Origin of the sequence: Priestia sp. BR_2 (assembly GCF_041954005.1) — a bacterium.
In the GTDB taxonomy this organism is placed as follows: domain Bacteria; phylum Bacillota; class Bacilli; order Paenibacillales; family Paenibacillaceae; genus Paenibacillus_AQ; species Paenibacillus_AQ lautus_A.
Map to the genome: position 1 here is coordinate 78,267 of NZ_JAVFHM010000282.1, position 24,111 is coordinate 102,377.

Annotated in this window: 23 protein-coding genes; 22 read left to right on the forward strand and 1 reads right to left on the reverse strand. The window is 51.7% G+C overall.

The features are described from left to right. Nucleotides 1-50: 50 nt before the first annotated feature. Nucleotides 51-914: a helix-turn-helix transcriptional regulator gene (locus RB298_RS22270; protein WP_015736289.1), complete on the reverse strand. Its 864-nt coding sequence runs from the start codon at nt 912-914 to the stop codon at nt 51-53. Between the two features lie 190 nt (nt 915-1,104). Here RB298_RS22270 and uxaC point away from each other — a divergent pair, with 190 nt between their 5' ends. The 22 genes from uxaC to pduL all read left to right on the forward strand — a co-directional run bounded on the left by uxaC (nt 1,105) and on the right by pduL (nt 23,938). Continuing rightward, a complete protein-coding gene (gene uxaC, locus RB298_RS22275) occupies nt 1,105-2,529 on the forward strand; it encodes a glucuronate isomerase (RefSeq protein WP_375120301.1) in 1,425 nt (474 codons plus the stop codon). Nucleotides 2,530-2,532: 3 nt separating this feature from the next. After that, a complete protein-coding gene (locus RB298_RS22280; RefSeq protein ID WP_096774490.1) occupies nt 2,533-4,047 on the forward strand; it encodes a tagaturonate reductase in 1,515 nt (504 codons plus the stop codon). Further along, nucleotides 4,044-5,558 (forward strand): UxaA family hydrolase, encoded by a 1,515-nt coding sequence (locus RB298_RS22285; protein ID WP_096774489.1) that lies wholly within the window; start codon nt 4,044-4,046, stop codon nt 5,556-5,558. The genes RB298_RS22280 and RB298_RS22285 overlap by 4 nt, the downstream gene beginning before the upstream one ends. Nucleotides 5,559-5,603: 45 nt before the next feature. After that, nucleotides 5,604-6,716, forward strand: coding sequence for a glycoside hydrolase family 88/105 protein (locus tag RB298_RS22290; RefSeq protein WP_375120298.1), 1,113 nt, complete (start codon nt 5,604-5,606; stop codon nt 6,714-6,716). A gap of 193 nt (nt 6,717-6,909) precedes the next feature. After that, on the forward strand, nt 6,910-7,722 hold the full coding sequence (gene sleB / locus RB298_RS22295) for a spore cortex-lytic enzyme (RefSeq protein WP_096774487.1): 813 nt from the start codon (nt 6,910-6,912) through the stop codon (nt 7,720-7,722). Between the two features lie 123 nt (nt 7,723-7,845). Further along, the gene (gene yfmF / locus RB298_RS22300; RefSeq protein ID WP_096774486.1) at nt 7,846-9,126 is read left to right on the forward strand and encodes an EF-P 5-aminopentanol modification-associated protein YfmF; all 1,281 of its coding nucleotides are present in this window, start codon (nt 7,846-7,848) and stop codon (nt 9,124-9,126) included. Nucleotides 9,127-9,129: 3 nt separating this feature from the next. After that, nucleotides 9,130-10,410: an EF-P 5-aminopentanol modification-associated protein YfmH gene (gene yfmH, locus RB298_RS22305; RefSeq protein WP_213579177.1), complete on the forward strand. Its 1,281-nt coding sequence runs from the start codon at nt 9,130-9,132 to the stop codon at nt 10,408-10,410. Then, the gene (gene ymfI / locus RB298_RS22310) at nt 10,410-11,180 is read left to right on the forward strand and encodes an elongation factor P 5-aminopentanone reductase (RefSeq protein ID WP_036659259.1); all 771 of its coding nucleotides are present in this window, start codon (nt 10,410-10,412) and stop codon (nt 11,178-11,180) included. The genes yfmH and ymfI overlap by 1 nt, the downstream gene beginning before the upstream one ends. Before the next feature lie 108 nt (nt 11,181-11,288). Continuing rightward, on the forward strand, nt 11,289-11,543 hold the full coding sequence (locus RB298_RS22315; protein ID WP_009589302.1) for a DUF3243 domain-containing protein: 255 nt from the start codon (nt 11,289-11,291) through the stop codon (nt 11,541-11,543). 204 nt (nt 11,544-11,747) lie between these two features. Beyond that, nucleotides 11,748-12,515, forward strand: a complete 768-nt coding sequence (locus RB298_RS22320) for a DUF3388 domain-containing protein (RefSeq protein ID WP_009589314.1) — start codon at nt 11,748-11,750, stop codon at nt 12,513-12,515. Nucleotides 12,516-12,564: 49 nt separating this feature from the next. Further along, the gene (locus RB298_RS22325; RefSeq protein WP_192571300.1) at nt 12,565-13,578 is read left to right on the forward strand and encodes a helix-turn-helix domain-containing protein; all 1,014 of its coding nucleotides are present in this window, start codon (nt 12,565-12,567) and stop codon (nt 13,576-13,578) included. 76 nt (nt 13,579-13,654) lie between these two features. Beyond that, a complete protein-coding gene (locus RB298_RS22330) occupies nt 13,655-13,828 on the forward strand; it encodes a hypothetical protein (RefSeq protein WP_009589315.1) in 174 nt (57 codons plus the stop codon). Nucleotides 13,829-13,979: 151 nt separating this feature from the next. Next, nucleotides 13,980-14,471, forward strand: coding sequence for a YajQ family cyclic di-GMP-binding protein (locus RB298_RS22335; RefSeq protein WP_009589306.1), 492 nt, complete (start codon nt 13,980-13,982; stop codon nt 14,469-14,471). Between the two features lie 264 nt (nt 14,472-14,735). After that, the gene (gene pgsA, locus RB298_RS22340) at nt 14,736-15,323 is read left to right on the forward strand and encodes a CDP-diacylglycerol--glycerol-3-phosphate 3-phosphatidyltransferase (RefSeq protein WP_009589313.1); all 588 of its coding nucleotides are present in this window, start codon (nt 14,736-14,738) and stop codon (nt 15,321-15,323) included. Between the two features lie 101 nt (nt 15,324-15,424). Continuing rightward, on the forward strand, nt 15,425-16,687 hold the full coding sequence (locus tag RB298_RS22345; protein ID WP_036659261.1) for a competence/damage-inducible protein A: 1,263 nt from the start codon (nt 15,425-15,427) through the stop codon (nt 16,685-16,687). Between the two features lie 277 nt (nt 16,688-16,964). Continuing rightward, the gene (recA, locus tag RB298_RS22350) at nt 16,965-18,026 is read left to right on the forward strand and encodes a recombinase RecA (protein WP_015736279.1); all 1,062 of its coding nucleotides are present in this window, start codon (nt 16,965-16,967) and stop codon (nt 18,024-18,026) included. A 138-nt stretch (nt 18,027-18,164) separates the two neighbouring features. Next, nucleotides 18,165-18,902: a regulatory protein RecX gene (locus RB298_RS22355; RefSeq protein WP_486048619.1), complete on the forward strand. Its 738-nt coding sequence runs from the start codon at nt 18,165-18,167 to the stop codon at nt 18,900-18,902. Between the two features lie 365 nt (nt 18,903-19,267). Beyond that, nucleotides 19,268-20,809, forward strand: a complete 1,542-nt coding sequence (rny, locus tag RB298_RS22360; RefSeq protein ID WP_009589303.1) for a ribonuclease Y — start codon at nt 19,268-19,270, stop codon at nt 20,807-20,809. Between the two features lie 147 nt (nt 20,810-20,956). After that, entirely contained in the window at nt 20,957-21,751 is a 795-nt protein-coding gene (locus tag RB298_RS22365; protein WP_176502442.1) for a TIGR00282 family metallophosphoesterase, read from the forward strand. 129 nt (nt 21,752-21,880) lie between these two features. Next, nucleotides 21,881-22,141, forward strand: a complete 261-nt coding sequence (locus tag RB298_RS22370) for a stage V sporulation protein S (RefSeq protein WP_006211249.1) — start codon at nt 21,881-21,883, stop codon at nt 22,139-22,141. A gap of 89 nt (nt 22,142-22,230) precedes the next feature. After that, nucleotides 22,231-23,202 carry a dipeptidase gene (locus tag RB298_RS22375; RefSeq protein ID WP_486048621.1) on the forward strand — a complete coding sequence of 324 codons (972 nt, stop codon included), beginning with the start codon at nt 22,231-22,233 and terminating at the stop codon, nt 23,200-23,202. Between the two features lie 163 nt (nt 23,203-23,365). Then, nucleotides 23,366-23,938: a phosphate propanoyltransferase gene (pduL, locus tag RB298_RS22380; protein ID WP_096774477.1), complete on the forward strand. Its 573-nt coding sequence runs from the start codon at nt 23,366-23,368 to the stop codon at nt 23,936-23,938. The last annotated feature ends 173 nt before the right edge of the window (nt 23,939-24,111 follow it).

Sequence of the window (24,111 nt, forward strand, 5' to 3'; positions counted from 1 at the left end):
GGAAGCGAACAAACCTGGACTCCTGGTGGCTCGCTTCCTTTTTTGCATGTTCAGGGGACGCTGTTGATTTTGCGATATTGGCTTGCCGTCATGTTCATGATTTTTTTGAAGGTCCGGTCAAAATGGGTGAGGCTTTCGAAGCCGATCGATTCGGCGATGTCCACGATTTTTAGATCCGTATCCGTCAGAAGGCGCTGCGCCTCGCGAATCCGGGTGAGGTTGAGGTAGTTAATGATCGTAAAGCCCGTAATTTCTTTGAAGATCCGGGACAGGTAGAACGGACTGATGTAGAAGGTTTCGGATAATCCCTGCAGCGTGATTTTGTCTGCGTAGTGGACGTGAATAAACTTCACCACGTCCGTGATTTTCTGATGGAGCGGATTCATGGAGACGTTGGCAGGCAGCGAGGCGGAATGGGTTAATCGATAGGTTTTGATTAATAACTCCGTAAGCAGCACCTGCAGCATATGCTCATACGAAGCGGAGCGTTCCCGGATCTCATCGGCCATTTTATTCAGAATTTGCATGATGATGGCCTGCTCCGGCACGGTTAAACGCAGCAGCGGCCGATCCTGGTTAAACATGCCGAGCAATCCCGATGCCAGCAAGGGATGGCCTTTGCCGAGAAAGGAATCGCTGAAATTAATGACGATACGCTCATGCTCCGGGTCTCCATGGCCCGAGGTTTTATGGACATCGAATTTATTGATGAGAATCAGGTCCCCCGCCCGTATGGAGTACAGCTTCTCTTTGATAAAATAATGGCGTTCTCCCGAAACCAAATAGTAGATTTCGTAAGTTCCGTGATAATGGTTATTCCGTTCAAAGGGCTTTGTGCGGTGAATGCGATGATAGTAAAATTCGCCTTCTTCTTCTCCGTAGGATACGGTATGGGTTTCGCTGGATATGACAATCGCCCCCGCTTCGTTCAGATCATAACATCTTGGAGCTTTTTCAATATATACAGCTATATTGTATCAACTTCTTCTTGCAAAACAAAGCAAGATATGTTGAATAATCCTCTATATTCGCAATAAACGTGAAGAAATCCAACTGATGATGCCGTAACATAGTAGATAATCTACAGAAACGGACGGTGAAATCATGAGACCTTTTATGGATGAACATTTTTTGCTTCATAACGAGACTGCTCGCATCTTATACCACGATTATGCTAAAGCCATGCCAATCATCGACTACCACTGTCATTTGAGTCCGCAAATGATCGTTGACAATCACCGGTTCGAGAACTTAACGGAAGCCTGGATCAACGGTGACCACTATAAATGGCGGGCGATGCGTGCTGCAGGCGTGGAAGAGGCCTACATCACGGGAGGGCCGGGCGTGAACGATTATGACCGCTTCTTGGCTTGGACCCGCACCGTGCCGATGACGATTGGCAACCCCTTATTCCATTGGTCGCATTTGGAGCTGCAAAGGCTGTTCGGCATATCGGATATCATTCAGGAAAAGACTGCTCCGCGAATTTGGGAGGCGGCAAACAAGCGTCTACAGGAACATGATTTTACGACCAGGGGGTTGATTACGTCAAGCAACGTGAAGGTCGTGTGTACGACGGATGACCCGGCGGATAGCCTGGAATATCATATCAAGCTGGCAGAGGAAGGCGATGCCGGATTTCAGATGCTCCCGTCGTTCCGTCCGGACAAGGGGCTGGAGATCAACCGGGAGACGTTCGTTCCTTGGGTGAAGTTGCTCGCCGAGCGAAGCCGGATCGAGATAGCGGATTATCCGGCATTTCTGGCAGCGCTGGAGCAGCGGGCGGAATTTTTCCATTCGGTTGGCGGCAGGGTATCCGATCATGCGCTGGATTACGTGCCTTATCGAGAGGTCAGCGAGGCGCAGGCGGGCGACATTTTCTTGAAAGCGCTTCAAGGGGAGAGGGTTTCCCGGGAAGAAGAGGAACAGTTCAAGACGCGTACGCTGCTTCATCTCGGCCGTGTCTACGCCAGGCTCGGCTGGGTCATGCAGTTCCATATCAATGCCCAACGCAACAACAACACAAGGATGTTCCGACGATTGGGTCCGGATACCGGTTATGATTCGATTCACGATAGTCCGATCGCCGTACCGCTCGTTAAGCTGATGGATCGGCTCGATCAAGAGTCGGCGCTTCCGAGAACGATACTCTATTCGCTCAACCCCAGCGATAACGATATCCTTGCAGCACTGATCGGGAGTTTTCAAGGAGACGGCATTCCGGGCAAAATCCAGTTCGGCTCGGCGTGGTGGTTCAACGACACCAAAGACGGCATGGTCGAGCAGATGAGCAAACTCGGCAATATGGGCCTGTTGAGCCGATTCGTCGGGATGCTGACCGATTCCAGAAGTTTTTTGTCTTTCACCCGGCATGAGTATTTCCGCCGTATTCTTTGCAATCTTCTCGGCGAGTGGGTTACGCGGGGCGAAGCGCCGGATGATCTTCCGTGGCTCGGAGGCATCGTGGAAGATATCTGTTACAACAACGCCGAGCGTTATTTCCGGTTTGGCCAAACGGAAGGGAGATAAACCATGGGTACGAGCACGGACCGAAGCGGATCGTTGAAGTTGGTCGGACGGGAGTTTCTCCAGCAGCAGGATATATGCCAGGACTCGGAGATGTTGAACTTCCCCGTGAAGGTGCTGCAAATCGGCGAAGGTAATTTTCTCAGGGGCTTTTTCGATTGGATGATCTATGAATGCAACCGGCAGGGGCTGTTTCAAGGGAGCGTCGCGGTCAGTCAGCCAAGACCCGGCGGAAGGCCCAAGCTGGAGCAGCTGCGGGAACAGGAAGGGATATACGGCCTGCTGACCCGAGGTCTGCAGGATGGACGAAAAGTTGAGGAGGAGCAGTGGATTCCGGTGTTCTCGAAGATCGTGGATCCCTATGCGGAATGGGAGAACTTCTTAAGGATCGCCGAGTTGGATTCCCTGGATATCATCGTTTCCAATACCACCGAGGCGGGCCTCGATTATCAGCGCAGTGAATGGAATCCGGACGAACCGGTGTTGTCGTATCCCGGCAAGCTGACCATGCTGCTGTATCGGCGTTATAAGCATTATGAGGGCTCTCCGGACAGGGGCTTGATGATATTGCCCTGCGAGCTTCTGGAACGAAACGGGGATATCTTGCGATCCATTGTTTTGCGGCATGCCCAGGATTGGGGGCTTTCGCCCGCCTTTCAGAGCTGGGTGGCGGAGCATAATCTGTTCCTGAACTCGCTTGTAGACCGGATCGTAACCGGTTATCCGGAAGAAGCGGAGCGTTATTTTAACAAATGGGGTCATCAGGATCGATTGCTCAACACGGCCGAGCCCTATTATTTCTGGGCGATTGAGGGCGATCCGTCACTGGAGTCCAGACTGCCTCTACGGTCGGCGGGCCTTCAGGTAAGCTGGGTATCCGATCTGACTCCGTATCAGGTTAGAAAAGTAAGGATCTTGAATGGAACGCATACCCTTATGGCTTCGATAGGCCTGCTCCATGGCTTGAACGAAGTGAAGGAGATGACGGAAAGTCCTGAATGGGGTGACCGCATCCGAAACGCGATGCTCGAGGAGATCGTCCCGGGGGTGCCCCTCCCGCCGGAAGAGGTTGCAGCATATGCCGCAACCGTGTGGGAGCGGTTCGGCAACCCCTTCATTCGGCACAGGCTGCAGGACATCGCCATGAACAGCATGTCCAAATTTAGGGTTCGGGTTCTGCCGAGCTTAAAGGAATATATCAGAATGCATAATGAGCTGCCAAGCACCATTACTATTGGATTGGCTTCCTTGATCCGTCTGTATCATATCGGCACAAAAGAGGGGCAATGGTACGGCACGCGACTTGATGGTGAACGGCTGCCGTTAAGAGATGATCCGGATAACCTGATGACACTGCAGCAAGCTTGGCAAAAGGTAGACGGCGGGGAGTGGACTATACGTCAGCTTGTGGCCTCCATTCTTGGTAACCAGAGGATATGGGGCGAGGATCTGAACCGAATTCCCGCTCTTCATGAAACGGTTAGCAGTTATATCGAAGAAATGGAGCTGAACAACACATGAGTGACATCGTCATACTTCACAGCAAGGATGATGTCGGCATTGCGCTTCGTCCTTTGTCGGCAGGAGAACATGCCATCGGGATCTTGAACGGGAAGGAGCATGCCATCGAATTAACGGAGGACGTCCCGAAGGGTCATAAGGTGGCTCTGCGGTGGATTGAGGCGGGTAGCCATGTTTTCAAATTCGGTTATTCGATCGGTCTGGCGAAGGAAGCCATTTTGCCGGGGACCTGGATTCATACCCACAATTTGAAAACAGGTCTCTCCGGTGAAGTGGAGTATCAGTATAAGCCAAACGCGAATCAAGGGCTTGAGCCTTCAGCTGCCAGCCACGGCTCGTCAACGTTCCAAGGATATGTCAGACCGAACGGCGAGGTTGGAATCCGCAACGAAATCTGGATCATCAACACCGTCGGCTGCATTAATAAAACCTGCGAGCTGCTGGCACGAATGGCAGGTCAGCAGTTTCAAGGGAGAGGGATTGATGGGATTTATCATTTTCCGCATCCTTACGGCTGCTCGCAGCTCGGAGATGATCTGAGCCATACCCAGCGCCTATTATCCTCCCTGGCTCAGCATGGCAATGCCGCAGGCGTGCTCATTATCGGGCTCGGCTGCGAGAACAATCAGATCGATCAAATGCAGGCCATGATCGGGGAGCAGGACGGGAATAGGATCAAATATATGCGTGCCCAGGACATGGAGGACGAATTGGAGGAAGGGTTGTCCCTTATATCCGAGCTCGTGGAATATGCGGAGACATTCAAAAGAACGGAGGTTCCTCTCTCCAAACTGAAGATCGGGCTGAAATGCGGCGGGTCGGACGGCCTCTCGGGCATTACGGCCAATCCGCTGGCGGGCCGCATCGCGGATACGATTACCGCCTATGGAGGCACCGCTCTTCTAACGGAGGTGCCGGAGATGTTCGGAGCCGAAACGATCCTGATGGATCGGGCTGCCGACGAGCAGGTGTTCCAGGATATCACCTTGCTCATCAACAACTTTAAACAATATTTCGTCTCGCATGGACAGGAAATCTATGAAAATCCGTCTCCCGGGAATAAAGACGGCGGCATCACGACCTTAGAGGAGAAATCGCTGGGATGCACCCAAAAAGGGGGGACTGCAACCGTATCCGATGTGCTCCGTTACGGCGTAAGAACTTCGAAGCCGGGACTGAACCTGATCGAGGGGCCGGGCAATGACCTCGTATCGGTTACGGCACTCGCTGCAGCCGGCGCCCACCTCGTGCTGTTCACGACCGGAAGGGGGACGCCGTTTGGGGGGCCTGTACCAACCGTCAAAATCGCGACCAATTCCGAGCTGGCCAAACGTAAAAAGCATTGGATCGATTATAATGCGGGAGCTCTGCTGGAGGGCAAAAGCATGGATGAGCTTCATGCGGAACTCTTGGAGGTCATCGTTCATTTGGCCTCAGGCGTTGAGAAGACGCAAAATGAACGGAACGGCTTCCGGGAAATATCCATTTTCAAGGATGGCGTTATTCTATAAATTCAATCGCTTTTTAGTAATTGATTAGAAAGAGGAGGAGCACGTATGTCCAATCCCGTACAGCAGCAGGCACAGTCCGCTTTGTCACCAATAGAACTCGCCGCCATGGCGTGCCAATCGATCATGGAAACGTATTCGCCCGAGCAGCTTCCGCCTGCAGGCAGGTGGCATTACCATCAGGGCGTATTTTTGGTTGGGTTGTCTCAATTGTGGAAATTTAACGGGGACGCCAAGTTTTTGAATTATATCAAAGGCTATGTTGATCATCTGGTGGACGCTAACGGCAACCTGCTGCTGGAGCGGGGGGAGCTGGATTCCGTTCAAGCGGGCCTGCTCCTGATGGAATTGGATGCTGTGTTTCCCGAATACCGCTACAGGGCCGCAGCAGATAAACTGCTCCGCTTGCTGTCAACGCTGAACCGGACCACCGAAGGCGGCTATTGGCATAAGGACCGGTATCCATACCAGATGTGGCTGGACGGACTGTATATGGGCGGCGTATTTACGATGAACTATGCGAGGCAGTATAACGAGCCGCATTTATTTGACGAGGTATTGTTCCAGGAGAAGCTGATGCGCTCCCATACCAAGGATGAGGCTACCGGTTTGTATTATCATGCTTGGGACGAGAGCCGAACGATGCCCTGGGCGGATCCGGTCAGCGGGCAGTCTCCGGAATTTTGGGGACGCGCCATAGGCTGGTATGCGCTGTCGCTTGTCGAGTTCCTCGATTTACTGCCTGAGCATCATTCGGCGAGGGAAGAGCTGGCTGCCGCGCTACGCGAATTAAGCGAAGCGCTGGTGCGTTATCAGGATCCGGCTACCGGTCTGTGGCATCAGGTTGTGGACAAAGGGGGGCGGGAGGACAATTGGCTCGAAACCTCCTGCTCCAGTCTTTTCACCTATACCTTGGCAAAAGGAGTCCGTCTGGGTTATCTGGATCCTTCTTTTATGACGTATGCGAGACAGGGATATCAAGGCCTGGTCCAATGCGTATATCGCAATGACAAGGGACATTTGGTCATGCCCCACATCTGCATCGGCACGGGGGTAGGCGATTACAAGCATTATGTGGAAAGGCAGCAATGCGAAAATGACCTTCATGGCGTCGGAGCGTTGGTCATGGCGTGCGTAGAGCTAGGCAGAAGCGACGGATGAAAGCGTGTTTGAACGCTGCAACTGATACAGAACATTTAAGGAGCTGTTCCCTCATAGGAGCAGCTCTCTTTGCGCTTATAGGAACTTCTGCGCTCATGCCGTCCTCAGGGAATAGGTGCATAGGATATTGGCAGGCTTGTCATAATAACGGTAGCGAGGCTTGTTAAACCACAAGAGAAAGGTAGAGCGCAGCATGAAAAACTCAAGAATCTGGATTCTGATCAGCATTGCGATACTGTTATCTGCCGTCGTCTTCGCCCAGGGAAGGCTGAAAGCGGATCACAGTTCGATTCTACAGGAAGCTTTGCCGACCTTTAGCCAGCAGACCATCAAATTCGGTTCCACCGGCGAAGACGTGTATGAGCTGCAAGGGCGACTGAAGCACCTAGGCTTTTATCACGGCAAAATCGACAGCGTGTTCGGTTCCAAGACCCAAGGCGCCGTCAAGTGGTTCCAATCCGAGTTCGGCATGAAGGTGGACGGCATCGTGGGGCCGAAGGTCAAACTGAAACTGTATAACGCCACCAAGGATTTCCGTCCGACCGCTCCGAAGCTTCATGAAGGCGGAGGTGCAGCGGCCGGTGCTGGCGGAAACGGCGGCGGTACTAATCAAGGAAATAACAACTTAGCCTCATCGAATACTATGGGCCTGTCCGACAATGATTTGAGAATCATGGCGAATGCCGTTTACGGCGAAGCGCGCGGAGAGCCGTTTGAAGGACAGGTCGCCGTAGCGGCCGTTATTCTCAACCGGGTGAAATCGCCAAGCTTCCCGAACACGCCGCATGGGGTTATATTCGAGCCGAGAGCATTTACCGCGGTCGCTGACGGCCAAATATGGCTGGAGCCGAACGCCCAGGCTAGAAAAGCGGTGGAGCAGGCGCTGAACGGCTGGGATCCTACAGGAGGATGCTTGTACTACTTCAATCCGAAAACAGCCACCTCGCCATGGATTTGGACGCGTCCTCAAGTCAAAACCATCGGTCAACATATCTTCTGTATGTAGCTCAACCAACGGCAACCGGGGCCTGTCTTCGGTTGCTTCTTCACTTTGCGATGGGTTAGAATGTAAGTTATCTATGAAGTAAATTATGGCAACGACAATCCATGATGTAAGGGGATATGGACCTTGACGAAAACGGAATTTGAACACGGTACTGCCGGAGGGATACGGATTCACGTGTTGCCGACAAACCGATTCAAGACATTTGCGATATCGCTTTACGCCGGAAGCCCGTTAGCGGAGGAAACCGTAACCTCGACCGCGCTTACGCCTTTTGTACTGCGCAGAGGGACGGTTTCTTACCCGGAAACCAGAGCATTCCGCGAGCAGCTGGAGCAGCTGTACGGCGCCGGGTTTGGCTTTGACGTGTATAAGCGCGGCGATTATCAGATCGTGCACTTCCGCATGGACACGATCAATGACTCTTTTGTTAAGAGCCCTGAGAGCCTGCTCCGCTCCTCATTTGCTTTTCTGGGCGAGGCATTCACCCAGCCTGTGCTGGAGAATGGCGCATTCCGCAAATCTTACGTGCAGACCGAGCGCGACACGGTCCGCAAGAAGCTGGAGTCTATCGTAAACGATAAGATCCGTTATGCCGCCGAGCGCTGCATTGAGGTTATGTGCAAGAACGAGCCGTACCGATTGCATCCGCTCGGAGAGCGGAAGGACCTTGACGGCATCACGCCGGAGGGCTTGTATGAATCTTATCAGAAATGGCTCCAAGAGTCCGTTTTGGATTTGTACGTGGTTGGCGATACGAGTCTGGATGAGGTGAAGACGCTCGTCGAGGAGCATTTTAAACTGAATCGGACGGAAAGCAGGGATTATGTTCCTTCTATCACGCGGAGGGCCGCTAACGAGACGCAGACGGTCGTGGAGAAGCTGGACATCAATCAAGGCAAACTCAACATGGGCCTTCGAAGCACGATTACGTACGGAGATGATGAATATGCCGCTGCGCTCCTGTATAACGGGATTTTGGGAGGGTATCCGCATTCGAAGCTGTTTGTTAACGTGAGGGAGAAGGAAAGCCTGGCGTATTACGCTTCCTCCCGATATGACGGTCATAAAGGGATTGCTACCATCCAGTCCGGGATCGAGGTTCAAAATTTCGAGAAGGCGGTCGACATCATTCGCCAACAGCTCGATGACATGGCCAAGGGTGCCATCTCGGACATCGAAATGACCCAGACGAAAGCCATGATCCGCAACGTGATCAAAGAAATGCAGGATTCGGCCTTCGAGATGATTGCGTATGATTTTAACCGCACGCTGTCGGGACGGGAACGTACGCCGGATGAGCTGCTGAAGCAGGTCGAGGGCATTGCAGTGGACGATGTGAAGCAGGCGGCTTCGGCATTTTCCCTGGATACGATCTATTTCCTGAAAGGTCAAAAGGAGGAATAGCCGGTGGAGAGCATTCATTATGACAACCTGCAGGAAACGCTGTATTACGAAGTGATGGATAACGGTTTGCACGTGTATGTGCTGCCTAAACCCGGCTTCCAGAAAACCTATGCGACCTTCGCAACCAAGTACGGTTCGGTCGATAACCATTTCAAGGTCCAAGGCGAGTCCGAGACCCGGGTTCCGGACGGAATTGCGCATTTTCTCGAGCACAAAATGTTTGAGGAGCCGGAAGGCGACATTTTTGCCAAGTTTGCTTCCAATGGCGCCTCTGCGAACGCCTTTACCAGTTTTGATCAGACCGTGTACCTCTTCTCGGCCACGGAGAACATTCATGAAAATTTGGAGACGCTGATCGATTTCGTGCAGAATCCTTATTTTACCGACCAGAACGTGGAGAAGGAAAAAGGGATCATCGGCCAGGAAATCAACATGTATCAGGACAACCCGGATTGGCGCGTGTACTTCGGACTGATCGAAGCGATGTATAAGGTGCATCCGGTGCATATCGACATCGCCGGCACGGTGGAATCCATCGGGACGATTACGAAAGAAGATCTGTATACGTGCTACAATGCGTTCTATCACCCGAGCAACATGCTGCTGTTCGTGGTGGGCGGCGTCGATCCCGAGGAAACGATGAACCTGATCCGATCGAACCAAGCCCGAAAATCGTACGACAAACAAGGCTCCATTGAGCGTTTATTCGATCCGGAACCGCAGGGGGTCGAAGAGAAGCGGAGGGAGAGCCGCTTGGCCGTATCGCTGCCGAAATGCCTGTTCGGCTTCAAGGAGAAGCAGGTGGGTTTATCGGCCGATGAGCAGCTGCGCCGCGACCTGACGACCAAGCTGATGATGGATCTCCTGTTTGGCTCCAGTACGGAGTTGTATCAGAAGCTGTACGATGAGGATTTGATCTCCGACAGCTTCGGTCATGAATATAACAGCTCGCCCCAGTATGCGTTCTCCGCGGTTGGCGGGGACACGAAGGATCCGGATCAACTGCTGGAGCGCATCCGTACCGAGGTGGATAAGCTAAAGGCATCCGGATTCCAAGCCTCGGACTTTGAACGGGCCCGCAAGAAGAAAATGGGCGGATACTTGCGTATGCTCAATTCCCCGGAAAACATTGCCCATGAATTTACTCGCTATCAGTTCCGCGGCGCCGATTTCTTCAACGTTTTGCCGGTTTATGAATCCATCACCCTGGAGGATGTCAACCGCCGCCTGCAGGAGCATGTCGATTGGAACCAGCTGGCTGTATCGATCGTCGTGAGTCCGTAATGAAGCAAGGCATGGGAAGAGAATTGAAGCCGATCGGGGAAATGACGGTATTGATTACGGGTGCGAGCAGAGGCATAGGGGCGGCTGTCGCCGAACGCTTTGCCTCGGTCCGCATGAATGTGGTCATCCACTACATGAATTCGCACGAAGCGGCCAACGAAGTAGCCCGCCGCTGCATGGCTTATGGAGCCAAGGTATTAACCGTATCCGCCGACCTGCGCGACAAAGAGCAGATATTACGGATGAAAGAGAAACTGCAGAGTCATGGTATGGAGCCGGATATTCTGGTTAACAACGCGGGCGTGTCCCATTACGGGCTTTTGTCCGACGTGACGGAAGAGCAGTGGGATACTTTGATGTCCATTAACCTGCGCGGGATGTTTCTGTGTTCCCAGGCTTTTATGGGGCGCATGGTTTCCCAGCGCTTTGGCAGAATCATCAATGTATCCTCGATCTGGGGGTTATCCGGAGCCTCCTGCGAGGTATTGTATTCGACAAGCAAAGGCGGCGTTAACGCCTTTACGAAGGCCCTCGCGAAGGAGCTTGCCCCGTCAGGCGTAACGGTGAACGCCGTGGCGCCCGGTGCGGTCGATACGTCCATGCTGGGGCATCTGGAGTCGGATGAAATTCGCATGCTGGAGGATGAAATTCCGGTCGGCCGATTGGCGCAGCCGGATGAGATTTCGTCGCTGGTGTATTTTTTGGCGCTGCCCGAGTCGGGCTACATTACCGGGCAAGTGATCAGCCCGAACGGAGGATGGGTGACCTAGATCTCGTTCGTGGTGCAATTCACCACTCATAAGGTATTGGTTACGGGGACATATTACTATTGTTACTTTAAATCTGAATTGCCACCACGCAAAAGGAGGATTTAATTCATGTCATCCGTAATCAAAAACTTTGATTCCTGGAAGAAATTCCTGGGCGAGCGCGTCGTTCAAGCCGAGAAAGCGGGCATGAGTGAAGACACCATTTCCCAGCTGGCTTATGAGATCGGTGATTTCCTCGATGAGAAGGTTGATCCGCAAAACTCATCCAACCGGGCACTGAAAGAATTGTGGGATGTAGGTAACGAGGAAGAACGCCACGTTATCGCGCGTCTGATGGTGAAATTGGCCAAGAACAACGCATAATCCATTAACAAAAAGCCCCCCGACAATGGGGGCTTTTTGTCAAGAAAAAAGAATGTAATTTTCATGTCACCGTTAATACTTGCCTTTCATTTTTATTTTATATATCATTAACGTGACCCATTTTTCATTTGACCTGTTTTTGCGTGCAATTTTCGCTGGAATTTGTCGAATATTGATGGAAAAGAAGTGCAAAGAGGTGTCTTTGTGGAATCGAATCAATGGTACATGGAATATAAGATACATAAGAACCGGCCCGGTTTGCTCGGTGACATTGCATCCGTGCTGGGCATGCTCGAAGTGAACATACTGACCATTAACGGCGTGGAAGGCCAAACCCGCGGAATGCTGCTCGAGACGGATGACGAAGAAAAAATTGTTCTGATGGGTAAAATGTTAAACAAAATGAAAAATATTACGGTATCAGCCTTGAGGCCCCCGAAACTGGTGGATATTCTGGCTGTCCGTCATGGACGATATATCGACCGGGACTCGGATGATCGTAAAACGTTTCGTTTTACGCGTGATGAGCTCGGTTTACTTGTTGATTTTTTGGGTGAATTGTTCAAAAGGGAAGGTAATCAGGTCATCGGCCTCCGCGGGATGCCACGCGTGGGCAAAACCGAGTCCATTATCGCCGGTAGCGTCTGCGCGATGAAGCGCTGGACCTTCGTTTCCTCTACGCTGCTCCGTCAAACCATTCGCAGTCAACTCTCCGAGGATGAGATGAATACGAACAACATTTTTATCATTGACGGCATTGTGAGCACGATCCGATCCAATGAACGCCACTATCAGCTCCTGCAGGATATCATGGGAATGGAGAGCACGAAGGTGATCGAGCATCCCGATATCTTTGTTCGCGAATCCGAATATTCCTACGATGATTTCGACATTATCATCGAATTGCGAAACAATCCGGAAGAGGAAATCGTTTATGATACGTTCACGGGCTCTTATAGTGACGATTTGTAATATTTTTGTTTGACTTTGACCACGAAATTCTAAAGTAGGAGGTGATGGCATGTCCGAACTGGGACAGCAATTAAGGGAGGCGCGTCTGCAAAAAGGGATGAGCCTTGATGATGTGCAGGAAATGACTAAAATACGCAAGCGATACTTGGAAGCCATCGAGGCAGGGGATTACAAAGTACTTCCCGGCAGTTTTTACGTGCGGGCATTCATCAAAACCTATGCGGAAGCGGTGGGGATTGACCCGGACGAACTGCTTGAAGGGCACAAACAGGATGTGCCTAAATCCGAACCGGAAGCGACCATGGAGCCGGTTATTCAAAAGCGCGCCAGCAGACCGACAGCCGAACGGAACATGAAATGGCTGCCTACGCTGCTGATGTGGACGTTCCCGATCCTGATCGTTGTTGTCATATATTTGGTGGCCATCAATTCGAATGAGCCTAAGGACGAACCGCCGGTCAGCAACAATGATCAGACGCAGACCGATCAGGCGCAGAACCCGCAAACTCCGGATAACACGGATTCCGGGACGCCAGGCGACGGAGCGCAGGGCGGCGACAATGTTCCGGACGGCACGGTTAACGAAGGCACGGACGGAGAAGGAACTGACACCCCGGACGGAACAGAAGGCACAGACGGAACGGACATCGATGAACCGGGTGATTCAACGCCTGGAACGGCTACGGTGACGCAGGACCGGACGGAAGGTAAGAACACCGTATTTAAGGTATCGGGCTCGTCCGTGAAGGTTGAGATTGTGGCCACGAGCGAAGGCAAGAGCTGGGTCGAGGTATACCGCGGGAACAATACTTCCGGGGAGAAGCTGGCTTTCCAAATGCTCGAGAACGGTGCTTCGCTGAGCTTTGACATGGACAGCCAGGGACTCTTCGTGAAATCGGGGAATTCCGCTGCAACGACCATTACGGTTGGCGGCCAGCCCGTAACGGACGGCAAGTCCACGTCGCGCATCGTGCTGGAGCCGGCCGATGGTTCCGCAAGCACCATGGATAATACGGGTACCGGGGATACATCAGATACATCGGATACCACCGACTTCGAATAATTGCCTGTCCCCCAGGTCATCATAACAGCATGCAGCTGCATGCTGTTATTTCACTTCCCGAAAGAGGTGATGCTCTGTGACGGTCAATTGGATTATATTCGGACTAGGCGTTATCGTCAGCCTCTTAGGCTATTATTTGATTCCGAGCAGCTGGGGGTATGGCATATTAGGCTTTGGGCTGGCACATATTTTACTCGGCATACTGAGTATGTTCCGCCGTCCGGTGCATGATGAGAAAGCTAGCAGTTGAGGGAGCGGGCTTCGTTTTCGCCGGATGATGTTGGCGATAAGCGGAGTCTTTTTCGTTCCTGATCCATCGCGGATTCCTTACAGGATTAGACTTGTCTCTCGGTTTTACCTATAATAGAAGCATTATCGCCAAATGAAAGGAAGGATTCACCATGGCTTCAGAAAGCTCATTTGATATCGTATCCAAAATGGATATGCAGGAACTTACCAATGCGGTTAATCAAGCGGAGCGCGAGATCGAAAACCGTTTTGACTTCAAGGGCAGCAAGAGCAGCTTGAAGCTGGACAAGGACGCGCTGGTCATTGCCTCCGATGACGAGTACAAACTCAACGCCGTTATCGATATTTTGCAGACCAAGATGGTGAAGCGGGGCTTGTCGCTTAAAAATGTGGAGTACGGTAAGATCGAGCCGGCTTCCATGGGTACCGTCCGTCAGCGTCTGACCTTGAAGCAGGGAATCGACCAGGAGAATTCCAAAAAGATCAATATTTTGATCCGTGATTCCAAGCTGAAGGTCAAGAGCCAGATTCAAGGCGACCAGATTCGGGTAACCGGAAAAAGCAAGGATGATCTTCAGCAGATCATGCAGCTGCTTCGCAAAGCGGACCTTTCCTTGGATCTGCAATTCACCAATTTTAAATAAACGCTCCTCTCCCTCCAAGCAATAAGGGGTGGGCTCGGCTGGTTTGTTTCTTTTGACAGGGCGTCAACGGAAATATTATACTAAAAAACGATATATAAGGATTAACGTATACATAGATTACTGGGGGATGAAAATGACAGACAGCGATGCACGCTTCAAACCCTTTAGGCTCTTGGGAAGAGCGACCCTGATGACATGCAGAAGGATAACCGCTGCAGGGTCTGCCGAGTTAACAAGACAACCCGTTGCAAGGGAGGTTGCCCCATGAATTTACCCAATCGTATCACGTTGGCCCGCATTTGCTTGATCCCTGTCATGATGATTTTCCTGCTGGTGGATTTTGATTTTTATCCGGATCCCATTGTGTGGAATGATTTTGTCCTGCCCTATAACCAATTGATTGCGGCACTGATATTCATACTTGCTGCAAGCACGGACGGCATTGACGGGTATCTGGCCCGGAAAAACAATATGGTGACGAATCTGGGTAAACTTCTGGATCCGCTGGCGGACAAACTGCTGGTTGCGGCCATACTCATATCGCTTGTAGAGATGGGAAAATGCGAATCCTGGATTGCTGTTGTCATCATCAGCAGGGAATTTGCGGTGACTGGCTTGAGACAAATTGCGCTTCTGGAAGGTTCGGTAGTCGCAGCAGGTCAATCCGGAAAAATCAAGACGGTGATTCAGATCGTGGCGATTGTCGCGCTTCTGATCAACAATTTCCCGTTTGTATTTTTGGGGATTCCGTTTGATGTCATTGCGATCTGGGCTGCCGCGCTGATTACGATCTATTCGGGAATCGAATATTTTGTCCAGAACAGGCACCTTCTCAAAGGTACCGGGGCATAACGGCAATAGGAGCCATCCTATTGCTTTTTTCTTCCGCCGGGTAAGAATAACGAAGGCAGCTACTAACGAAGAGATAGAAGATACGGGAGGATCGATGAATCATGAAAGCAGAAATCATTGCAGTTGGAACAGAACTTCTCCTCGGACAGATCGTGAATACCAACGCACAGTATTTGTCCAGACAGCTTGCTTCAATGGGGATCGACGTGTACTATCAAACCGTTGTCGGGGACAACCTGGAGAGGCTCAAGGAGGCCTTGCGCCTGTCCAGCAGCAGAGCCGATATTGTACTCCTGTCCGGCGGTCTCGGTCCCACGCAGGACGATCTGACGAAGGATGCGCTGGCTTCCTTTCTAAATCGTTCCTTGCATATCGACCGGATGGCCATGGACCGGATTGAACGCTTCTTTCATGAGCGGGGATCCGTCATGACCGAGAACAATCGGCGCCAGGCTCTCGCCATCGAGGGAGGCACCCCGCTTCCGAACGAGACAGGCCTGGCCGTCGGGAACGCGGTATCCTATGAAGGCACTCATTATATCGTTTTGCCGGGGCCGCCCAAAGAATTGATGCCGATGTTTGAGCAGGAGGCCAAGCCTTGGCTTCTGCAGCATGTGCTCACGGATGAGCTTCCCATCTATTCGAAGATGCTCAAATTCGCGGGCATCGGGGAGTCCGCGCTGGATCAGCGCCTGGAGGACCTGATTACGGCCCAGACCGATCCGACGATTGCTTTGTATGCCAAGGATGGGGAGGTCACCGTCCGCATCTCCACGAAGGCCTCCAGCGAGTCTGAGGCGATGGTCCGGCTGAATGAACTCGAAGCCAGGATCCGGGAGAGAGGGCCTGAATTTATGTATGCCAACGAGGATGTGCCCATCGAAAAGGTCATCGTGGACATGATGGCAGATCGAAGCTGGACCCTGAGCGCGGCGGAGAGCTGCACGGGAGGACTTGTAGCGGAGACCCTGACCTCCATTCCCGGAAGCGCATCGATGTTTCTTGGGGGGATCATCTGTTACACCAACCAGATCAAGGAGAAGCTTGTGCATATCCCGCATGCGCTGCTGGAGGGGGACGATGCGCCGGGTGCCGTCAGTGCGGAGGTTGCTGAAGCGCTTGCGGATCATGTCCGGATGGTAACCGACAGCGACTTCGGTTTATCGGTGACAGGCGTGGCAGGTCCGGGTTACGCGGAACGCAAGCCTATAGGGCTGGTCTACATCGGATTGTCCCAAAGGGGCAAAGAAACGGAAGTGCATGAGCTGAACCTCCAAGGCAACCGCGAAACGATCCGGCTCCGCGCAACCAAGGCGCTGCTATACCGGCTTTGGCAGCGTCTCGTAGCCTCTGAGCAGGCTTAGGCTTCGTGGCCAAAGGCTTTGGAAAAGTAAAAAATTTACACCTTGCTAAATAGCTGTTCTTGAATTCAGGAACCGTTCCAAGTATAATGGGAAATACGGAAGAACCGTGGCATATCGATTGATGTTGCCACGGTTCTTGTTCTTTATACATAGGGTTCGGAGCATGAACGGGAAGGGGAGCTGAATAAAAAAAACGAATGTATGTTCGAAAAAAGCTTGGCAAACGTGTCAAAACAAGGTATGATAAGACTATCAACAGTGAAGGGTTGTGGAACAATTGTCAGATCGTCGTGCTGCGCTGGAAATGGCGCTTCGCCAGATAGAGAAACAGTTCGGAAAAGGTTCCATCATGAAACTGGGTGAATCCACCCATATGCAGGTAGAGATTGTGCCAAGCGGATCGTTGGCATTGGATATAGCTTTAGGAACCGGCGGCTTGCCTAGAGGCCGGATTATTGAAGTGTACGGACCGGAATCCTCCGGTAAAACAACAGTAGCCCTGCATGCTATCGCAGAGGTTCAGAAGGCTGGCGGACAAGCTGCATTTATTGATGCCGAGCATGCTCTGGATCCATCCTATGCAAACAAATTGGGCGTTAACATTGATGAATTGCTGCTCTCCCAACCGGATACGGGCGAGCAGGCGCTGGAAATTGCGGAAGCTCTGGTACGGAGCGGCGCCGTCGATGTCATCGTTATTGACTCGGTTGCCGCGCTTGTACCGAAAGCCGAGATCGAAGGTGACATGGGTGATTCCCACGTGGGTCTGCAAGCCCGTCTGATGTCCCAGGCTCTTCGTAAATTGTCGGGTGCCATCAATAAGTCGAAAACGATTGCCATCTTTATCAACCAGCTTCGCGAGAAGGTTGGCGTTATGTTCGGTAACCCTGAAACAACCCCAGGCGGACGTGCTCTGAAGTTCTATTCCACGGTTCGTTTGGACGTGCGTCGAATTGAGAGCATCAAAATGGGCAACGATGTGGTGGGTAACCGCACACGGATTAAGGTTGTTAAGAACAAGGTAGCTCCACCTTTCAAACAGGCCGAGCTTGATATTATGTACGGCGAAGGCATCTCTAGAGAGGGAAGCCTGATCGATATCGGTACGGAACTGGATATCGTGGATAAGAGCGGAGCATGGTATTCTTATGCGGGTGACCGTCTTGGTCAAGGCCGCGAGAATGCGAAGCAGTTCTTGAAGGAGAATCCGGAGATCGCCAGCGTGATCGAGAACAAGATCCGTGAAGCGAGTAACCTGACGACGGCTGTTCCTGAGCCTTCCGATAAGGAGAAGGAACAAGAGCAATTGGAAGAGCAAGAGTTGTTTAAGGTAGAGTAATAAATCGCTGATTAACGATGACAGTGTTGGGGACCGTCCGGTGTGGGTAACGCCAGACGGTCTTCTTTGCATTTATTTCTGCCGAATCATTGGTCTTGACGAGTGTCGAGAAGCGTGCAGCCGTGAAGGGAGCGTCGTATGGATATAGAGAATAAAGAAATGTCGGGACAGGCGGATTCCTCGGGAATTGGACATTTTCCGGAAGACGAGGATCTGGTCATAACCTCTGTCGAAATGCTGAAAAAGCCCAAACACCGGTATCAAATCGCGTTCGGTCCGTACCTTATGACCGTTCATGAAGACGTGATGCTTAAATATCGCATGTTAAAGGGAAATGTTTTTCGCAAGGAAGAGCTGCAGGAGATTGTCGTGGCAGATGAGCGGCAGCGGGCTTACGTCGAAGCGCTGAATCATTTGGCGCGGAAACCAAGGACGACCCAAGAGATCACGCAGCGTTTGCAGCAAAAGGGGTTCGAGCCCAGCAGCGTGGAGACGACGCTGGAACGCCTCGAGAAGGACAAGCTGGTGGATGACGCGCTGTACGCTAAGATGTGGGCAGAGCAGCGCATGACCAGCCATAAGAAGGGACGGCTGTGGGTTAAGCAGGAGCTGAGGCAGAAGGGAATCGGCACCGAGCTGATTTCGGAGGCATTGGGCGAGATCAGCGCAGAATCGGAATTGGAGAGCTGCCTGGCCGTGGGACGAAAAAAATGGCAGCAAACCCAGGGGGAGCTGCTGGATCGCAAACGTAAAACCGGAGCATATTTAATGCGTAGGGGGTTTGGGGGAGAGCCTGTGCACCAGGCACTCAAAATTCTGATCGAAGAGGAGCAGGAGAAAGGCGAATGGGACGAAGAGCCGTATGATTTTGAATAAAGCACAAGCAGGTGTGCATTTTTTCGCTAAAGAAATGGTTTCACTGGATGAAACTGACGTTTACCCATTGCTTTCCCTTGACAATATCTTTTTATAAATACTAAAATAAATATGAATCTTTTTATCATAAATTAGAATCCTTTTTCCTTCCAAAAAAGTGACTACTTTGTGAAAGATTCTTAAATCGCCAATTCATAGTGAAATGTATTCCGCTGGCTAAGGCGGGATTTGCGTACGATCTTGATGGCGTGCGCAGTATGGACGGCAGCTTCCACTGCCGGAAAATTTTATGTATGAATGAGTAACCTGACAATTGCACATTTTCCCAAGGAATGCCTTGGAGGAAACAACGAGGAGGTGAACAGATGGAAACTTGGATCTGGATCATAATCGTTCTCGCTGTAGCCGCTATATTCTTTGGGTTCGGTTATTTTATTCGCAAATCCCTTGCAGAAGCTAAAATTTCCAGTGCCGAGCATGCCGCTTTGCAGATCGTCGAAAGTGCGAAGAAGGAAGCAGAAGCATTGAAGAAAGAAACGGTTCTCGAAGCTAAAGACGAAGTTCATAAAATCAGAGCCGAAGCTGAAAAAGACACTCGCGAGCGCCGGAATGAAATTCAACGGCAGGAGCGCAGATTGTTGCAAAAGGAAGAGTCGCTGGATAAAAAAATAGAATCTTTGGAACGTAAAGAAGAACAAGTGGCGAACAAAGAGAAACGAATAGAGGAAACCCAGCAGCAAATCGATGCAATTTACAAGAAGCAAACGACAGAACTGGAGCGCATCTCCAACCTGACGATGGAGGATGCCCGCAGCATCATTCTCAGCAATGTCGAGCAAGAAGTTCGTCATGAAACCGCTCAGATGATCAAAGAAATCGAGCAGCAGGCGAAGGAAGAAGCAGATAAGAAATCACGCGAGATCATCACGCTGGCTATTCAACGCTGTGCGGCTGATCACGTAGCTGAGACCACGGTTTCTGTTGTCACCTTGCCGAACGAAGAAATGAAAGGCCGGATTATCGGACGTGAAGGCCGAAACATTCGTGCGCTTGAGACCCTTACAGGGATTGACCTTATTATCGATGATACTCCGGAAGCTGTCATTCTGTCCGGATTTGATCCGATTCGCCGTGAAATTGCCCGTACGGCTTTGGAAAAGCTCGTGGCGGACGGACGGATTCATCCGGCTCGTATCGAAGAAATGGTGGAGAAATCCCGCAAGGAAGTGGACGAACGCATTCGCGAGTATGGGGAACAAGCCACTTTCGAGGTTGGCGTACACGGTTTGCATCCGGATTTGATCAAAATTTTGGGTCGACTGAAATTCCGTACGAGCTATGGACAAAATGTGTTGAAACACTCCATGGAAGTGGCCTATTTGACTGGCCTGATGGCCGGCGAACTGGGCGAAGACATCGTGCTTGCGAAACGGGCAGGACTGTTGCATGACATCGGTAAAGCGCTGGATCATGAAGTGGAAGGATCGCACGTTGAAATCGGCGTGGAGCTGGCGAAGAAGTATAAGGAACATCCGGTGGTTATCAACAGCATTGCCTCCCATCACGGTGATTGCGAAGCAACTTCGGTTATCGCCATGCTGGTGGGCGCAGCCGACGCATTGTCCGCTGCCAGACCGGGGGCACGCAGAGAGACGCTTGAGACGTACATCCGTCGTCTTGAGAAGCTCGAGGAAATTTCCGAATCCTTTGAAGGCGTTGAGAAATCCTACGCCATTCAAGCAGGACGTGAAGTTCGCGTCATGGTACAGCCGGAAAAAATCGACGATGCCGAAGCATTCCGCTTGGCACGCGACATTACCAAAACGATTGAAAATGAACTGGATTATCCGGGTCATATTAAAGTCACCGTTATCCGGGAAACCCGTGCGGTCGATTACGCGAAATAGAGTTTGGACCTTAAAAAGTGGCCGCATTCCGGCCACTTTTTATCTTTAAGATATCCGAAAATACATATCGGACTATCCATGAATCGGGAACCGACCTGCCTGGGATCAAGTCAGGACAGGACAGGCTCCCCTGAAGGAGTGATTGACATCAAAGTATTATTCATCGGAGACATTGTCGGCAGCACAGGACGCAAGGCGCTGAAAGCTTCCCTTCCGGAGCTGAAGTCCAAATATAATCCGCACATCATTATTGCCAATGGGGAGAACGCGGCTTCAGGACGCGGCATCACCTCGGCCATCGCCAATGAATTTTTCAATTGGGGCATTCATGGCATCACCTTGGGAAACCACACGTGGGATAACAAGGATATATTTGAATTCATCGACGACGAACCCCGCATGGTTCGCCCGGCGAACTTTCCGCCCGGCACGCCCGGCCGCGGATACACCGTCATTAAAGCGAACGGCAAACAGCTGGCGATCGTGAATCTGCAGGGACGGACATTCCTGCCAGCCATCGATTGCCCGTTCCGGGCCGCCGATGACATCGTGGATACACTGCGCCAGAAGCACAAATGCATCCTTGTGGATTTTCATGCTGAAGCGACCTCGGAGAAAATTGCCATGGGATGGCATCTGGAAGGCCGTGCCTCGATGGTGGTCGGCACGCACACCCACGTGCAGAGCAATGACGATACCATACTCCCGGGAGGAACGGCATACATTACGGATACCGGCATGGTGGGCTCCAAGGAAGGCATCCTCGGCATGCAGCGCGATGCGGTCATGTATAAATTCAAGACCCAGCTTCCTGCCCGTTTCCAGGTCGACGAAGGCAAATGGCAGTTCCACGCCGTATGCGTGGACATGGATGAGGAGACGGGAAAAGCCCGGAAAATCCAAAAAATCCGCATGTACGAAGATGAATGGCGGATGGATTAAAAACGTCAAAATCCGTTTAATTAAATTAGGTACGGATGGTAAAAAGCAGGAATTTTTTCTCCTCTCACGAATAACATCTAGTAAGCGGAAGCAAACCATCACTCAACATTCCCAGGGGAGGTACTTACCATGGAAGTATTAAAAGTTTCAGCAAAATCCAATCCTAATTCGGTTGCAGGGGCGCTCGCTGGAGTTCTTCGGGAGCGGGGCGGAGCGGAACTGCAAGCGATTGGGGCGGGAGCACTGAACCAGGCCATTAAAGCGGTAGCGATTGCCCGGGGATTTGTAGCACCGAGCGGGGTGGATTTGATATGCATCCCTGCTTTTACGGATATTGTGATTGATGGCGAAGACCGGACGGCAATTAAATTGATCGTGGAACCTAGATAAATTTCGAATGTTGAGGATGAGCCTGTTTACTCTGCTTAGCGTAAACAGGCTTTTTGCTGTGACAGGTCAGAAGGGGGATGAGCGGCACGATGCGGACGGTTGATTTTCACTGCGATGTTTTGAGCAAAATGTGGGAAGATCCCAAAGCCTCTTTTGTGGACGGCCCGCATTTGGATGTAACGATGCAGCGTTTGGAGCGCGGGGATCTGGCGCTTCAGGTATTCGCTGTGTTCTTGTCGGAGAAATTCGGGAGGCCCTCCTTTGAGCGCGTGCTGGCCCAATTGGATGTATTCCGAAGCCGCATCGTGAACGCGGGTCATCTGAAGCCCCTGCTCTGGCGGGAACAAGTCCGGGAGATGGGACAACGCAAAACGGAGCGGTACGGCGTCCTGTCGCTGGAAGGCGTTGACGGGCTGGAGGGCAATCTGTATTACGTTCAGCTTTTATTTGATATGGGCGTACGATTGATGGGAGTTACCTGGAATTATGCCAACTGGGCAGCGGATGGCGTGCTGGAGCAGCGAAACGGCGGGTTTACGGAACGGGGACGTCAGCTGATCGAGCAATGTCATAGAACAGGCATCATTCTGGATGTGTCCCATCTGTCCCAGGCCGGTTTCTGGGAACTGGCGGAGCTGACTCAGCGGCCCGTCATTGCTTCGCATTCCAATGCCTACTCCATTTGCCCGCATCCCCGGAATTTGAGCGATGAACAGATACGGGCACTGATAGCGTTAAACGGCATGATCGGCATCACGTTTGTGCCCTGGTTTATCCGCAGCGGTGTCCAGCGCGTGACGCCGGAGGACGTCCTGCCGCACATCGAGAAGATTTGTGAGCTGGGCGGAGAGAAGCACATCATGTTCGGGTCGGATTTCGACGGAATCGATCAGTGGATCGAAGGGCTGGAGCATCCGGGCCGGTATCCGGATTTTCAGGAGCTGCTGCTCAAGTTTTATCCCGAATCGACGGTCAAGGGCTGGATGTCGGATAATCCGCTGCGTTTTCTTGAACAGCATTTGCCTGCATCGCCGGTTCAAGAAGATGAACATGACGCATAACATCCTGGATTCGAGGATAACTATGACAATCCTGTTGCAGATCGCGCAAGAAACCAAAGAAGGCGGCCTGAAACACGCGGGTTGCCTTTTTATTTTTGGGTAATAGAGAGTATAATAGGTGATGGCATGTACAGCATATAGAGAAAAACAAGGAGTGAGACAGATGAGTAAAACTGTACCCGTGGGTGTATCCGCCCGCCATATTCATTTAACCCAAGAGCATATTGAGGCATTGTTCGGCCCTGGATATCAACTTACAGAGTTCAAACCTTTGTCCCAGCCAGGACAATTCGCGGCCAACGAAACGGTAGCGGTCATTGGAACGAAGGGACAATTCGATAAAGTAAGAATTTTGGGACCTGCGCGTCCTGCAACCCAACTGGAAATTTCCCGTACGGATTCCTTTGCCATCGGCGTGAAAGCACCCGTGCGCGAATCCGGAAACATTGCCGGAACCCCGGGAATCACGATTAAAGGCCCGGCAGGTGAAGTAACGGTGGACGAAGGCGTCATCGTGGCCGCTCGTCATATTCACTTCCATACATCCGATGCGGAGCAGTGGGGCATCAAGGACAAGGACCTGCTCAAAGTGCGCCTAGGCGGCGAACGCGGCCTCGTGCTGGAGAACGTCATTGCCCGCGTATCCGACAATTTTGCGCTCGACATGCACATCGACACCGATGAGGCCAACGCAGCCGGCGCCAAAACCGGAGACACTGCTGAAATTATTGATTAATCCGCGGCTTTAGAAAGCTATAAGAACATACTGTATGTGTCACGCATGCGCAGCTTTTACAAGTTCGCAGTCAAGAAGAGCCTGGATCGATTCATCGATGCCAGGCTCTTTTTTGGAAATTCCAAGTTTACGGGCGGCGTGCTGCCGAACATGCGGAGAAGAAAATCAACGGC

Bases quoted from the DNA above. Each gene is read 5' to 3' on its own strand.
- uxaC (WP_375120301.1), top strand. From the start codon at position 1,105: ATGAGACCTTTTATGGATGAACATTTTTTGCTTCATAACGAGACTGCT.
- RB298_RS22280 (WP_096774490.1), top strand. From the start codon at position 2,533: ATGGGTACGAGCACGGACCGAAGCGGATCGTTGAAGTTGGTCGGACGG.
- RB298_RS22285 (WP_096774489.1), top strand. From the start codon at position 4,044: ATGAGTGACATCGTCATACTTCACAGCAAGGATGATGTCGGCATTGCG.
- RB298_RS22290 (WP_375120298.1), top strand. From the start codon at position 5,604: ATGTCCAATCCCGTACAGCAGCAGGCACAGTCCGCTTTGTCACCAATA.
- sleB (WP_096774487.1), top strand. From the start codon at position 6,910: ATGAAAAACTCAAGAATCTGGATTCTGATCAGCATTGCGATACTGTTA.
- ymfI (WP_036659259.1), top strand. From the start codon at position 10,410: ATGAAGCAAGGCATGGGAAGAGAATTGAAGCCGATCGGGGAAATGACG.
- RB298_RS22315 (WP_009589302.1), top strand. From the start codon at position 11,289: ATGTCATCCGTAATCAAAAACTTTGATTCCTGGAAGAAATTCCTGGGC.
- RB298_RS22325 (WP_192571300.1), top strand. From the start codon at position 12,565: ATGTCCGAACTGGGACAGCAATTAAGGGAGGCGCGTCTGCAAAAAGGG.
- RB298_RS22335 (WP_009589306.1), top strand. From the start codon at position 13,980: ATGGCTTCAGAAAGCTCATTTGATATCGTATCCAAAATGGATATGCAG.
- pgsA (WP_009589313.1), top strand. From the start codon at position 14,736: ATGAATTTACCCAATCGTATCACGTTGGCCCGCATTTGCTTGATCCCT.
- RB298_RS22345 (WP_036659261.1), top strand. From the start codon at position 15,425: ATGAAAGCAGAAATCATTGCAGTTGGAACAGAACTTCTCCTCGGACAG.
- RB298_RS22355 (WP_486048619.1), top strand. From the start codon at position 18,165: ATGGATATAGAGAATAAAGAAATGTCGGGACAGGCGGATTCCTCGGGA.
- rny (WP_009589303.1), top strand. From the start codon at position 19,268: ATGGAAACTTGGATCTGGATCATAATCGTTCTCGCTGTAGCCGCTATA.
- RB298_RS22370 (WP_006211249.1), top strand. From the start codon at position 21,881: ATGGAAGTATTAAAAGTTTCAGCAAAATCCAATCCTAATTCGGTTGCA.
- RB298_RS22375 (WP_486048621.1), top strand. From the start codon at position 22,231: ATGCGGACGGTTGATTTTCACTGCGATGTTTTGAGCAAAATGTGGGAA.
- pduL (WP_096774477.1), top strand. From the start codon at position 23,366: ATGAGTAAAACTGTACCCGTGGGTGTATCCGCCCGCCATATTCATTTA.